At 64.3% G+C, this 12,898-nt stretch carries 15 protein-coding genes and 1 pseudogene; 10 read left to right on the forward strand and 6 right to left on the reverse strand.

The window, feature by feature from the left end:
- Positions 1–168: 168 nt before the first annotated feature.
- Together E3T37_RS17065 and E3T37_RS05480 are read left to right on the forward strand one after the other, a co-directional pair.
- Positions 169–654: a hypothetical protein gene (locus tag E3T37_RS17065; protein WP_179954733.1), complete on the forward strand. Its 486-nt coding sequence runs from the start codon at positions 169–171 to the stop codon at positions 652–654.
- A 198-nt stretch (positions 655–852) separates the two neighbouring features.
- A complete protein-coding gene (locus tag E3T37_RS05480) occupies positions 853–2,250 on the forward strand; it encodes an IS1380 family transposase (protein ID WP_134365809.1) in 1,398 nt (465 codons plus the stop codon).
- 145 nt (positions 2,251–2,395) lie between these two features.
- On the opposite strand, the gene E3T37_RS05485 is transcribed toward E3T37_RS05480, so the two are convergent.
- Positions 2,396–2,827, reverse strand: coding sequence for an Lrp/AsnC family transcriptional regulator (locus E3T37_RS05485; protein ID WP_134365810.1), 432 nt, complete (start codon positions 2,825–2,827; stop codon positions 2,396–2,398).
- A 138-nt stretch (positions 2,828–2,965) separates the two neighbouring features.
- On the opposite strand from E3T37_RS05485, the gene E3T37_RS05490 reads away from it, so the two are divergent.
- From E3T37_RS05490 to arcC, 6 genes are all read left to right on the forward strand, one after another.
- Positions 2,966–3,112 carry a hypothetical protein gene (locus tag E3T37_RS05490; protein WP_134365811.1) on the forward strand — a complete coding sequence of 49 codons (147 nt, stop codon included), beginning with the start codon at positions 2,966–2,968 and terminating at the stop codon, positions 3,110–3,112.
- 45 nt (positions 3,113–3,157) lie between these two features.
- On the forward strand, positions 3,158–3,295 hold the full coding sequence (locus E3T37_RS16745; protein ID WP_160141017.1) for a hypothetical protein: 138 nt from the start codon (positions 3,158–3,160) through the stop codon (positions 3,293–3,295).
- A gap of 251 nt (positions 3,296–3,546) precedes the next feature.
- Positions 3,547–4,965, forward strand: a complete 1,419-nt coding sequence (locus tag E3T37_RS05495; RefSeq protein ID WP_134365812.1) for an APC family permease — start codon at positions 3,547–3,549, stop codon at positions 4,963–4,965.
- 33 nt (positions 4,966–4,998) lie between these two features.
- Positions 4,999–6,228 carry an arginine deiminase gene (locus tag E3T37_RS05500; RefSeq protein ID WP_134365813.1) on the forward strand — a complete coding sequence of 410 codons (1,230 nt, stop codon included), beginning with the start codon at positions 4,999–5,001 and terminating at the stop codon, positions 6,226–6,228.
- On the forward strand, positions 6,225–7,226 hold the full coding sequence (gene argF / locus E3T37_RS05505) for an ornithine carbamoyltransferase (RefSeq protein WP_104171449.1): 1,002 nt from the start codon (positions 6,225–6,227) through the stop codon (positions 7,224–7,226). Before E3T37_RS05500 ends, argF begins: the two co-directional genes overlap by 4 nt.
- A complete protein-coding gene (gene arcC / locus E3T37_RS05510; protein WP_134365814.1) occupies positions 7,226–8,158 on the forward strand; it encodes a carbamate kinase in 933 nt (310 codons plus the stop codon). Before argF ends, arcC begins: the two co-directional genes overlap by 1 nt.
- A gap of 69 nt (positions 8,159–8,227) precedes the next feature.
- Here the strand turns inward: arcC and E3T37_RS16750 are convergent, their stop codons facing one another.
- Entirely contained in the window at positions 8,228–8,377 is a 150-nt protein-coding gene (locus E3T37_RS16750) for a hypothetical protein (protein ID WP_160141016.1), read from the reverse strand.
- Complete coding sequence (locus tag E3T37_RS05515; RefSeq protein WP_134365815.1) at positions 8,367–8,594, reverse strand: antibiotic biosynthesis monooxygenase; 228 nt, start codon at positions 8,592–8,594, stop codon at positions 8,367–8,369. The genes E3T37_RS16750 and E3T37_RS05515 overlap by 11 nt, the downstream gene beginning before the upstream one ends.
- Before the next feature lie 87 nt (positions 8,595–8,681).
- Between E3T37_RS05515 and E3T37_RS05520 the strand changes: the two genes are divergently transcribed.
- Together E3T37_RS05520 and E3T37_RS05525 are read left to right on the forward strand one after the other, a co-directional pair.
- Entirely contained in the window at positions 8,682–9,443 is a 762-nt protein-coding gene (locus E3T37_RS05520; protein WP_134365816.1) for a Mu transposase C-terminal domain-containing protein, read from the forward strand.
- Positions 9,440–10,330, forward strand: coding sequence for an ExeA family protein (locus E3T37_RS05525; protein WP_166806072.1), 891 nt, complete (start codon positions 9,440–9,442; stop codon positions 10,328–10,330). Before E3T37_RS05520 ends, E3T37_RS05525 begins: the two co-directional genes overlap by 4 nt.
- Here the strand turns inward: E3T37_RS05525 and E3T37_RS05535 are convergent.
- The 3 genes and pseudogenes from E3T37_RS05535 to E3T37_RS05545 all read right to left on the reverse strand — a co-directional run.
- A complete protein-coding gene (locus E3T37_RS05535) occupies positions 10,298–11,482 on the reverse strand; it encodes a DUF6544 family protein (protein ID WP_134365817.1) in 1,185 nt (394 codons plus the stop codon). The two genes, E3T37_RS05525 and E3T37_RS05535, sit on opposite strands and share 33 nt — an antisense overlap.
- 141 nt (positions 11,483–11,623) lie before the next feature.
- Positions 11,624–11,911, reverse strand: coding sequence for a hypothetical protein (locus E3T37_RS05540; RefSeq protein ID WP_241978635.1), 288 nt, complete (start codon positions 11,909–11,911; stop codon positions 11,624–11,626).
- Positions 11,912–12,057: 146 nt separating this feature from the next.
- Positions 12,058–12,798 (reverse strand): annotated as a pseudogene (locus E3T37_RS05545) (IS256 family transposase); the annotation flags it as partial.
- Positions 12,799–12,898 lie beyond the last annotated feature (100 nt).

Raw genomic sequence — 12,898 nt, forward strand, 5'->3', positions numbered from 1 at the left:
CGAGATGGCTTTGGGCCAGGCGCTCAGCTCGAGTGCTACTGCGGTCTGGGTGAGGTGCAATGCGAGGCGCCGTGGACGCAGGTCGTTGGTTAGCAGGCCAGGTCGTTGGTTAGCAGGCCGGGCCGTGGGTTTTGCAGGACGCGGTATATTTCGCGGGCGACGTAGCGGTTGATCGATCTCGACGAACCACCCATTTCCATAGCCATCCTGCTCAAGACTCCAGAACTGAATCACTCAAAGTCCCTCCGGAGCTTTAACAAGAGCGCCGTCTCGCTCAAGAAGAAACTAACTTCTGTCGAGACGGCCGCGTTGGCCCGCGAAGCTGCGGTCGTCAAGAAAGCGGCTGACGATGCTGCCGCTGCCGCTGCCCAGGCCGCGGCTGACGCCCAGGCCGCGGCTGACGCCCAGGCCGCGGCTGACGCCCAGGCCGCCGCAGCAGCACAAGCTGCAGCGGATGCGCAGGCTGCGGCTGACGCACAAGCGGCGGACGATGCGCGCGCTGCGGCAGAGGAGCGAGCTGCCTCTGTCCCCGTTCCGGTAAGCCCCCCGCCGTCCTCGGGGAGCGTCGATAAGTACACGGGGTGTCGGGCCTATGGACCTAACGGCACGTCAATCGACGATAAGGGACGCCCGTACACCAAGATTCCGTGTTAGCTGGGTCAGGGGATCTTCAAGACCGTCTGCGGTCGGGTCGTGCCCTGCAGGTGCTCCCTTCTCGGAAAAACGACGTTGGTTGCCATCGCTTACGGGATTGGGATTTAGCGGCGCGTTAAACAGAGAATGCCCGTCTTATCAGGGAAAATTGTTACTTACCACAGTCACAATTCGCTGAGTCAGAAGGGCATCTCGTAGATGCAAGTTTCGCACACCGCCGCCGCCGTGTCCGCGTCATTCGATGGTTCCAACCTCGTTTCGTCGGCGGGTTTGGTGCCCGCGATGAAACTGGCCGAGAAAGCAGGCCTGCTTAGCCTGGCCGACAGGTGGTTGAGCGTAGCCACCGACAAGGGTGCGAACGCCGGCCTGAAGGTCGTCTCGCTGGTTGCCGGGATGCTCGCCGGTGCGGATGCCATTGATGACATGACCGTGCTCCGTCACGGCGGGATGCGGAAACTCTTCGCCCAGCTTTATGCCCCGTCAACGCTCGGGTCGTTCCTGCGCGCGTTCACCTTTGGCCATGTGCGTCAGCTGGACGCGATCGCGTCCCGGTTCCTGATCAGTCTCGCCGCTCTGAGCCCTCTGATCAGCCCGGAACCCGATGGCGACTATGTGTTCCTGGACGTGGACGACACCATCATCGAGGTCCACGGGCACCAGAAACAAGGCGCCAGCTTCGGCTACTCCGGCGTCCGCGGGCTCAACGCGATCCTCGCCACTGTGAAGACGGCCACCGGCACCCCGATCATCCTCGCCCAACGCCTGCGCCGGGGCGCCGCCTCGTCCCCGCACGGCGCGACCCGGCTGATCCGCGACGCCCTCGCCACCCTCAGCCGCCTGCCCGGGATAGGAACCGCCCGGGTCCTGTTCCGCGCCGATTCCGCGTTCTACACTTTCGTGGCCATCCACGCCGCTATGGCTGGCGGCGCGGACGTCTCTGTCACTGCCCGCCTCGATTCCGCCGTCAGGAAGCGCATCGCGGCCATCCCGGCAACCGGGTGGACGCCGATCAAGTACACCCATGCGATCTTCGACGAGGACACCCGAACCTGGATCTCTGACGCCGAGGTCGCCGAGATCCCCTACACCGCGTTCACCTCACGGAAGAAAGCGGACCACATCCTCGGTCGCCTCGTCGTGCGCCGGATCCCGGAGCTGAACAAGCAGAAACTCGCCGGCCAGACCACACTCTTCGACCTGCACCGCTTCCACGCGTTCTTCACCACCAGCACCCTGGACACGGTCACCGCGGATAAAACCCACCGCGCCCATGCGGCCATCGACCTCGTGAATTCCGACCTGAAGAACAGCGCCCTGGCCCACCTGCCCTCCGGTGTGTTCGCAGCCAACGCGGCCTGGCTGGCCCTGGCCGTCATCGCTTTCAACCTCACCCGCGCCGCCGCGGTGACCGCCGGCACCGGTCTGGCCCGGGCCACGACCGCGACCATCCGCCGGAAACTGATCAACATCCCCGCGAGGACCGCCTCGTCAGCCCGGCGCATCACACTGCACCTGCCCGAGAACTGGCCCTGGGAAACCGGCTGGGCCCACCTCTTCGACCACGCCTTCGCACCACCGAGCCCAACCCCGACCTGACCCGCCCGCCCCGACCCGGGCACACCCTGGAAACCAAGTGGAACAACGCGAGCAGCGAGGCTCAGCGCACAACCACGCCCCAGCACGCCGCCGCAACTCAAATCAGAAAACGACTCCCAACCTCAGCCGGTCGGTGGAATGAGGCTTAGGACAGCGTCGAACTGAGCAGCAGACTCGTCTCGCTGTTAACGACGCCCTCGACGGAGCGAATCTGGCCGAGTAGCCGGTCGAAGCTGCTCAGCGTGTCGGTCCGGATCTCGGCCACCAGGTCCCAGCCGCCGTTCGTGGTGTGTAGCGCCCGGACTTCGGGAAAGCCGCGAAGTTGGCTGATCGCCCGATCTGTTGAACGCCCCTCGACCTCGATGAGCGCGATCGCCCGGATTGAGTCGGGATCCCGCTCTTCGCGAACCCGGACGGAGAATCCGATGACGGTGCCCGAGTCCAGAAGCCGCTGCAGCCGGATGTTCACCGTTGCCCTCGTGACTCCGAGGTCATGGGCAAGCGTGGTGACGGGGGTTCGCCCGTCCGCCCGCAGCGCGCCGATTAGGCGGCGATCGAGGTCATCGAGCGTATGCATGATTCACACTGTACAGCCAGGGGAACCATCTTGAAAGATTAATGGAACATATCTGCTCGTTCTGCTCGTTACGCGTTCACATTGCCTGGTCATAGGCTAATTACAGAAAACAAAAAGAAGGTTGTCGTGGTGCGTTTTATGAACGTAAAGAACATCACCGCCCGGCCGTTCGGCTTCGACATCGTCGTGGTAACGAGCGTGCGGGACGCGGTGGCGGGCGCCGACATCATCACGACCTCCACTACTGATGAGACCCAGGCGGCGGGGCGCACTCACTACGACTAGATCGCCATCTTCGACTCGGTCGATTTTGTCATCGAGGACTTTTCGGTGCTGCGCTACCTGCGCGATTCAGTCGCCGGTGCCTCATTCTTCGTCGAACTCGATCCGATCGCCGGTCCCTTCGATCCCAAGAACCTTTTCGGTCTGGTCGCTGACGCTATTGTCTCGATTTCTGCTCGGCCGTAAGCGCTGGCTCTTTGGGGCGGTGATCGGCGTGCCGTCAATGTTAAGTTCAACCACTGCGTTTTTAAAATCTGATCAGGCATTGCCCTGCGTCGGTTTCTGACACGCTCCACCGAAATGCACGGCAGATTTCAAGAACATCCATTTCAAGAACATCCGTGAACTCGTCACTTAGTTCCCTCGGCTGCTAAGCCCGGAAATCTTTCGACCTGACGATCGGATGTCACATATCCGTATCAACGCCGGAGGTCATCATGGTCCAACCAAGGTCCGAGGTCGGGTCTGTCCCGACCGAGCCCGAGGGGCGCACAACCGAGCGCGCCCTGTCCCTGCCTCAGTCGACTGCACTGATTATGGGCAGTATCATCGGTGTCGGCATCTTCTCGCTGCCCTACGCATTATCGGCGTATGGCCCGATCAGCCTGGTCGCCATGGGCCTCGCCACCGTCGGGGCGGTCGCGCTTGCGCTGATGTTCGCGGTGATGTCGCGACGCCTGCCGGCTGCCGGCGGACCGTATGCCTATGCACGCTCAGGGTTCGGCAACGCGGCCGGGTTCGTTAACGCCTGGTCCTACTGGATCACGGCATGGGCGGGCAACGCGGCGATCGTCGTCGGCTGGGTGTACTACGTCGAGCACTTCCTAAACAAGGACGGCGCGGTCGGCTGGTCCATCCTGATTGCCCTCGTCGGGTTGTGGATCCCGGCCGTGATCAACCTGACTGGCGTGCACGCGATGGGTTCGGTCCAAGTCTGGACGACGGTGTTGAAGTTCATTCCGCTGGCCATCATGTCGACCGTCGGGTTGTTCTTCATCAAGGCGGGGAACTTCACGCCGTGGAACCTCAGCGGTGACAGCAGCCTGTCGGCGATCGGTGGAGCGATGGCGATCGCACTGTTCAGCTATTTGGGCGTCGAGACCGCGGCCGTTGCCGCGGCGAAGGTCCGCGATCCCGAACGGAATGTCCCGAAGGCGACCATCTACGGCACGCTCGCTAGCGCCATCGTCTACCTGCTGTCGATGGTTGCCGTGTTCGGCATCGTGCCCGCCTCGCAGTTGGCTATGGACGTGAACAAGGCGTCCTACTCCGTCGCGGCCAACTCGATCGTCGGCGGCGGTTCCTGGGCCGGGGACTTGGTGGCGTTGGCCGTCATCGTCTCCGGTATCGGCGCGCTGAACGGCTGGACAATGATCTGCGCGGAGATGCCGTTGGCTGCCGCGAAGGACGGGCTGTTCCCGGCGCGGTTCGGGAGCCTGTCGCGGCGCCGGGTTCCGGCCTTCGGGATCATCGCGTCCACCGCGCTGGCTTCGGTCGCCGTGGTGATCAGCTATCTGGGAACCAGCGGCTCAACGGTGTTTACCACCCTGGTCCTGATGACCGGGATCACGGCGGCCGTGCCCTACGCATTCTCCGCCTTGGCCCAGATCAAGTGGCGTTGGCGGGACAGCCACCCAGTCCACACGTCGAGGTTCGCGTTCGATGTGTCGGTGGCGGTCGTGGCGCTGATCTTCTCGGTCGCCTTCATCTACTACTCCAGGAACACCAGCGACTTGTGGTACGTCGTCTGGGGCCCGTTCCTGATGGCCGGCGGCGCGTTCGTCGTCGGGATCCCGGTCTACCTTGCGCAGCGGCACCGGATGACTAAGCCGGCCCCCGTGCCCGAGTACCGCTGAGCATTTACACCATCAATATAGTAAGGAATAGCCATGCCATTTCGTGTTGAATCCGAAGTAGGAGTGCTGCGCCAGGTGATCGTCCACCGCCCGGGTCTCGAGCTCAGCCGGCTGACCCCGGACAACGTCGACGACCTGCTCTTCGACGACGTCATGTGGGCCGATCGGGCTAGGGAGGAGCACGACGCGTTCGTCGGCCAGCTCAGAGAGCGCAACGTGACGGTGCACTACTTCCGCGAACTGCTCGCCGCGGCGCTGGACGCGCCGGGTGCCCGGGAGTTCCTGCAGAAGTGTCTGACCACGGCCATCCGGTTCGGGCCCGCGCTGGACAAGCCGCTGGAGCGGATCGTCGACCAAACGTCGTCGGAGGTGCTTTCCGAGCTCCTGATCGGGGGCGTGCTCAAGAGTGACGTCATGCCGATGCTGCACACGCCCAGCCTTCTGATGGAGTCCCTCGGCATCGACGACTTCCTGCTGCGGCCTCTGCCGAACCACCTGTTCCAGCGCGATAACTCGGCCTGGATCTACGGCGCCCTGAGCATCAACCCGATGGCCAAGCAGGCCCGCAAACGCGAGACCATCAACTCCCGCCTGATCTACAAGTTCCACCCGATGTTCCGCGACGCCGGGCTGGAGATCGTCTACGGCGACGATTCCCTGCCCCACGAGCCCGCTACCGTCGAGGGCGGCGACGTGCTCGTGATCGGTAATGGGGTGCTGATGATCGGGATGGGCGAGCGGACCTCGCCCCAGGGGGTCGAGACACTGGCCCGACTGCTCTTCCAAGGCGGCCATGTCCGCCAGGTGATCGTCGTCGAGCTGCCGAAGGAGCGGGCGTTCATGCACTTGGACACCGCCATGACAATGGTCGACAGCGACGCGTTCTCCGTTTATCCGTACCTGCCCGAGACGCTGCGCGCGTTCATGCTCACCCCGGTGGGGTCCGGCGGCGACTACGACATTACGGAGCACACGGACCTGTTTCCTCTCGTGGCCGAGGCCCTCGGCGTCGACAAGGTCCGGGTCCTGCGCACCCCAATCGATCGCGCGGGTGCGCAGCGAGAGCAGTGGAACGATGGGAACAACTTCCTCGCCGTTTCCCCCGGCGTCGTGCTGGGTTATGAGCGGAACACGACCGCCAATCGATACCTCGCCGACGAGGGCATCGAAGTCGTACCCGTCGTGGGATCCGAGCTCGGCCGCGGCCGCGGCGGTCCGCGATGTCTGTCCTGTCCAATCGAAAGAGATGCGGTGATCCTGTGAGCTTTAACCTGCACAACCGGAGTTTCCTTAAGGAAGTCGACTTCACCCCGAAGGAATGGAAGTTCCTCCTCGGGCTGGCCGCGGACCTCAAGGCAGCCAAATACGCCGGCACTGAGCTGCCGCGGCTAACCGGGAAGAACATCGCCCTCATCTTCGAGAAGACCTCCACCCGGACCCGCTGCGCCATGGAGGTCGCCGCGCACGACCAGGGCGCCCACGTGACCTACCTCGATCCGAGCGGGTCACAGATGGGGCACAAGGAGTCCGTTAAGGACACCGCGCGGGTGCTGGGCGGGATGTTCGACGCCATCGAGTATCGCGGCTCGGCGCAGACCAACGTCGAGACGCTGGCCGCATCGTCGGGTGTGCCGGTGTGGAACGGGTTGACGGACGAGTGGCATCCCACCCAGGCGCTGTGCGACATGCTCACGATGCGCGAGCACTCCACCAAGAACGACCACGAGATCGCCTTCGCGTACCTCGGAGACGCGCACAACAACGTCGCGAACTCGCTGCTGGTGGCAGGGGCGCTGATGGGCATGGACGTGCGCATCGTGGCCCCCCGCCAGCTGTGGAACACCGACGATGTGATCGCGGCCGCCCAGACGATCGCCGAGAGCACGGGCGCGCGGCTGACCCACACTGAGGACGTCGCCGAGGGCGTGGCCGGGGTCGACTTCATCTACACCGACATCTGGGTCTCCATGGGCGAGCCCAAGGAAACTTGGGACGAACGCATCGCCGCCCTGCTTCCCTACCAGGTCACCGCGGACGTCTTGGCTAAGACCAGCAACCCCGACGTCAAGTTCATGCACTGCCTGCCGGCGTTCCACGACCGGAACACGGCCGTCGGGGAACAGCTGTTCAAGCAGACCGGCCTCGGCGAGCTCGAGGTCACGGACGAGGTGTTCGAGTCGTCCAGCTCCATCGTGTTCGCTCAGGCCGAGAACCGGATGCACTCGATCAAGGCGATCATGGTCGCCACCCTGGGTTCCTGATGCGCATCGTGGTCGCTCTCGGCGGCAACGCGCTCCAGGAGCGCGGCGCCCCGATGACGGTGCAAAACCAGCGTGCCAACGTCGCCAAGGCGTGCGCCGCGCTGGCGCCAATCGCCCAGGAGCATCAGCTGGTGATCTCCCACGGCAACGGGCCGCAGGTCGGGCTGCTCGCGCTCCAGGCGGCCGCCTACGACCACACGTCCGAGTACCCTTTCGACGTCTTGGGCGCCCAGACCGAGGGAATGATCGGGTACATGATCGAACAAGAACTCGGCAACCGACTCCCGTTCGAAAAGTCGATCGCGACGATCCTGACAATGACCGAGGTGGACCCGGCGGACCCGGCGTTCACGGACCCGACGAAGTTTGTCGGGCCGGTGTACGACGCCGACGAGGCGCGTCGCCTGGCGGTGCTGCGGGGGTGGGTCGTCAAACCCGACGGCGACCACTGGCGTCGGGTGGTGCCCTCGCCCATGCCGCAGCGGATCTTCGAGCTGAGCACGATCAAAACGCTGGTGGAGGCCGACACGGTGGTGATCTGCGCCGGCGGCGGTGGCATACCCACCATGTACCAGCCCGGCTCCCGCAAACTCATCGGCGTCGACGCCGTGATCGACAAGGACCGGGCCAGCGCGGTGCTGGCCCGGGACCTCAAGGCCGACTCCCTAGTGATCGCCACCGACGCGGACGCCGTCTACACCGGCTGGGGGACGCCAGAACAGCGCGCCATCATGCTCGTCCACCCGGACACGCTCGCGAACTTCGACTTCCCGGCGGGCTCGATGGGACCCAAGGTTGAGGCTGCGATCGACTTCGCCCGCAACACCGGTCGCGACGCCTTCATCGGATCCCTGACAGAATTGCCCGCGCTCCTGGACGGAACCGCGGGTACCCGGGTCTCCGTGACAGCCAACGGCGTGGCCTACCGCTGACCCCGCCGCGGTCCCACGACGCCGGTCCACGGCGGCTGACGGGGACGACAGAAACCTGCCCGGGCCGACTCAACGGTCCGGGCAGGTGCGCGTATACGGCAGGTTGGGCAGCGCGGCCTTCTCCCGCAACCAGGTCATGACAGGAGGAACGGCCTCGACAATAAAGTTGGCGATTGGAGTCAAAACGCGAATCAGTTCGCCGATTTTCTCAACCAGCAACGTGCGTGGCTCGACGCTGAAATCCTCGCGTCTGAGCTTTCACGGAATCCCAATCCGCAAGAAGATCATATAAGTTCGGCGATCCCATTGATCTTGACAAGGATAAGGAACGAAACCCGGGCTGGCCGCCAATCAGAGGACGCGCTTGATTGAACGCGGCCTCGAACTCGACCTTGGGACCGGCCAGCACCGAAAAAAATGCATGCTCAAGGATCATGCCCTCGGCCTCTCAGACCTGCTCCGGAGCCAAATCGGCGGGAGGTCAGTGGGTCCCGCTTAGCCTCAATACCGTTCAGTTGAGGCTTTGCGTGTTTCTGCGTCTTTGTCACGGACCTGCGCGAAGCTCGGAATCCGGCTGACACACTCAGCACCTTACCAACCTCAGGGTCGCGGGAAGATCGAGCGGTTCTTCAATACCGTGAACTCGCAGTTCCTCACCGAGATCACCACCGTCGACACCAAAACGGGCGAGGTCGATGCGGGGGTGGGCAGCATGGTGACGTCGTTGGATGAATTGAATGCGTCGTTCACGTCGTGGGTGGAGATGGTTTACCACCAGGCCGTGCACTCCACGACCGGGCAAACACCGTGGCAACGCTGGGATGCCAGCTGGGTGGGCCGCAAACCGGTGCGGAAATCGCGGGATGATATCGCGGAAGCGTTCCAGTGGTCAGCGATCCGCACGGTGACGAAGTCCGCGACCGTGTCGTTGCAGTCCAACACCTATCAAGTCGATCAACTCCTCGTCGGCAAACGCGTCGAGCTGATCTATGACCCCTTCGACCTCGCCGGGCTGATCACCGTCTCGGCTGGCAGCGGCGTCCCGGCCGGCATCGCCGTGCTGAGCGAAATCCGCCGCCACGTCCAGAAGAAGGCCGCGTCTGCCGCAGCCGACACCGCCGAGACCGGCGCGAAGAACGCCGCGTCCGGCATCGACTACCTGCGCCTGGTCGAGACCCGGCACAAGGGCACCATGGCCGGGGAACCGATCAGCTTCGTCAGAGCGTCCGCCTCGAAACGGGCCGCGGTCGTCTTCGTGCCGACCATTCAGGAGGCCGCCCGATGAGTATTGACACCCTGCAATCGCACTACGGTTTCACCCGCATGTCCTTCGCCCGCGATATCCCGCCGCAGGCCTTGAACCCGTACCCGTCGCATCGGGAAGCGATCGCGCGGATTGATTGGTGCGTCAGTCAACGCCAGCTCGGCTTGATCAGCGGCGAAGTCGGCGCCGGCAAAACCGTCGCCGTCCGTGCTGCCCTCGCCGGCCTCGAGCCGTCCCGGCACCAGGTCATCTACATTCCCGACCCGACGATCACGATGCGCGGCATCCACACCCGCATCGTCACCGCGCTCGGCGGCACCCCCGCGTTCTTCTCCGGCGTCCTCGCCTCCCAAACCGCCGAACTCCTCGCCGGCGAACTCGACGAACGCGCCCGCCTGCCCGTGGTCGTGATCGATGAAGCCCACCTGCTCACCAACACCGACCTCGAAGCGCTCCGCATGCTCACCAACAGCGACATGGACACCGGGTCACACTTCGCGATGCTCCTCATCGGCCAGCCCACCCTGCGGCGCCGGCTCAAGCTCGCGGTGCTCTCGGCGCTGGATCAACGCATCTCCACCCGCTACACAATCACCGGGATGAACGCCGCGGACACCACCGATTACATCCGCCCAATACGCGTCGGCGCAGATCACCGAGTTCGCCGCCGCACATGGCATCACCCGGTCGATGGGATACACCGGAATCTGCTGGGACAACGCCATGGCCGAGAGCTTCTTCGTGACCTTGAAAACCGAGTTCTATCCAACTCGCCGCTTAACCCGTGTCCACTCTCCGGGGTCAAGGTCAGTCGCGCACGCAGTGGATTCGTCGGCCAAACCAGGAATTCTAGAATACGCGTGGAACCGTGGCCGTCATTTTGGGAGCCTCGGCCTCCGCACCCGTAAAACTTGGCCCAGCGTATTAGCCGCTGTGGCGTCGGGGTTGTAGGTGATGGTGTCGAGGTTGTATTCGAGGTACACGAACTGGTCGTGCGGGGCAGTGGGGTGCCAACGGCCCTCGCCGCGGGTGGCGAGTCGCCGGGTGCCGAAAGCTCGGTAGTCGCTCACGGGTGTCGACCAGGGTTGAGGGGTGAAGGTGGAGCCGTCCGGGGTGGTGCTCATCCGGTCGTCGGAGATGAAGTCGACGAGGTCGCCGTCGCGGAAGGTCAGGTCGGCGGTCACGGTCTGCGCACCGTTGGTGAATACCCCGCGGACATGGTTGTCGTCGAGGGGCTGCCAGACGATGGGGGCGTCAATGAGCGCCGCGGGGGCGAGGATGCAGAGGTCGTTGAACAGTGTCACGGTTTCGGCCCGGTCCATCTCCGGCCCTGCAGCATTTGCCATCGGCAGCATCGAGCACAGCTTGACGCGCATGGTGGCGGTGCGCCCGACGAGGACGTGGAGGACGTCGACCGGCAGGCCGAACATCGTGGCGTCCATCCAGAACAACCGGCTGGGCGCGGGCCCGTAGGTGTTGACCTGCTCGCCGGTGTAAGTCATCCATCGCGACGTGGCGCTGGCACGTATCCGGCCGTGAATATTGGCGCGCAGGGAAGACACCCGGGGTTGACCGACGGCCCCAGAGCGTCGTACGTGCTCGGCGACCAGCTCTGGCAGGTGGGCCAGGTCGGCTTCGGTCACGGCTACGCCGGAGCGCGGTTGGGCTTCGCTGAGCGCGGCCTGAACGCGACGCCGGTACTCGGCACGGTAACTCGTGGGGCCGTGGGACACGAAGGTGTATCCCAGAGTGGCCAACAGCAGGAGGTTTGCCAGCGTGCCTGTTTTGGCGTCGCTCCATGAGGTCAGGATTGCGGTCTGCGAGATCAGGACGCCCGCGGTGCCGGCGACCCACCACATGCGATTGCGGGCTGCGAGCAGCACACCGGTCGCTATGACTGCGATCGCGGCGGTCAACCAGACCAGGCCGAGCGCCGGTTCGATCGGCTCGGTGAGAGCTTTCACCTCCGCCCAGCCGAACCCTTTGGCTGCGCCGAGCAGATGGATGAGACCGTGCCCGACGAGCACGACAACGACGATCCACCGCATGAAGGTTCTCATCGGGTCGCGTCCCGAATCTGGCGGGGGAAAGGGTTTTCGACGCGGTTTGTTCGGGTGCCTGACATGGGTGTGCCTTCGTTTTCGTGGGGGTGGGGTGAGTTGCCGATATCGTTCATTCATCGCGACCCGAGGCGAGGTCCTTCACGCCCGAGAAGCAGTTCTCGCGCACCCGTGCTTCGCCTCGACGAGAATCATCAAGGCCTCGCCCAGCACGCCGTCGTAGGCCGTCGCTTCGGCCATTGCCTCGGATGGCATCGCGGGCGTGAGGACATCCAAGTCGGCGACGTCCCTCAGCACCGCGACTTGCGCCGGATTCTGAGGATCGACAAACGTTCGAATGTTAGTGACGCCGAGGGGGCCGAAGACCTCTTCGCGCTTCGGTGAGGCAAACCAATGATCCTTGTCCTTCACATCATGGTGGGCGATCACGGTTGGAATAACGCCTCCTCTCGACGGGGGCTAGGAATCACCATCGCCCACTGTGCAGAACGTTAGTAGTCGGTCCGCACCCGGGCAAGGCTTGGGTCAAGTCCAAATGTGTGGTGTAACGGGTTTTCCGCGTGATTCTTGGATTTCTAGGCGCTGAGGGCGCCGAGTTCGGTTGTGGGTTCCTCCTTGTCGGTCGGGATGAGGGTGAGGCGTGAGCGGCTGAGGACGTCGAGGCCGAGGTAGCGGCGGCCTTCGATCCATTCGTCGTGTTGTTCGGCCAGGACCGCGCCGACGAGTCGGATCAGGGAGCCGCGGTCGGGGAAGATGCCCACGACGTCGGTGCGGCGGCGGATCTCTCGGTTGAGGCGTTCCTGGGGGTTGTTGGGCCAGAGCTGACGCCAGATCTCCTTCGGGAACCCGGTGAACGCGAGCACGTCTGCCCGGGCTGTCTCGAGGTGGGTGGCGACCGCGGGGAGCTTCTCCTCGAGGGCGTTCAGGACCCGGTCGAACTGGGCATGCACGGCGTCCGCGTCGGGCTGGTCATAGACGGAGTGGAGCAGGGTCTTCACCCACGGCCAGCTGGACTTCGGGGTCGCGGACATCAGATTCGCGGCGTAGTGGGTGCGGCAGCGCTGCCAGGTCGCACCGGGCAAGGTGGCCCCGATCGCGGCCACGAGGCCGGCATGCGCGTCGCTGGTGACGAGTTTCACGCCGGTGAGGCCACGGGCGGTCAGGTCGCGGAAGAAGCCGAGCCAGCCGGCGCCGTCTTCGGCGCTGGTGACCTGCAGGCCCAGGATCTCGCGGTGCCCGTCCTTGTTCACGCCCGTCGCGAGGAGCGCGTGGACGTTGGCGACTCGGCCGCCCTCGCGGACCTTCAGCACCAGGGCGCGGAATTTGATGCTCCTATTGTTGTCAAGCGCTGACTTTCGGTTGTTCACTGAGCCATGTGCGGTAGCGCTCAGAAAGGACTCGATCTTGGGTGGCGCC

Origin of the sequence: Cryobacterium sp. TMT2-10 (assembly GCF_004403075.1) — a bacterium.
GTDB classification, from domain to species: domain Bacteria; phylum Actinomycetota; class Actinomycetes; order Actinomycetales; family Microbacteriaceae; genus Cryobacterium; species Cryobacterium shii.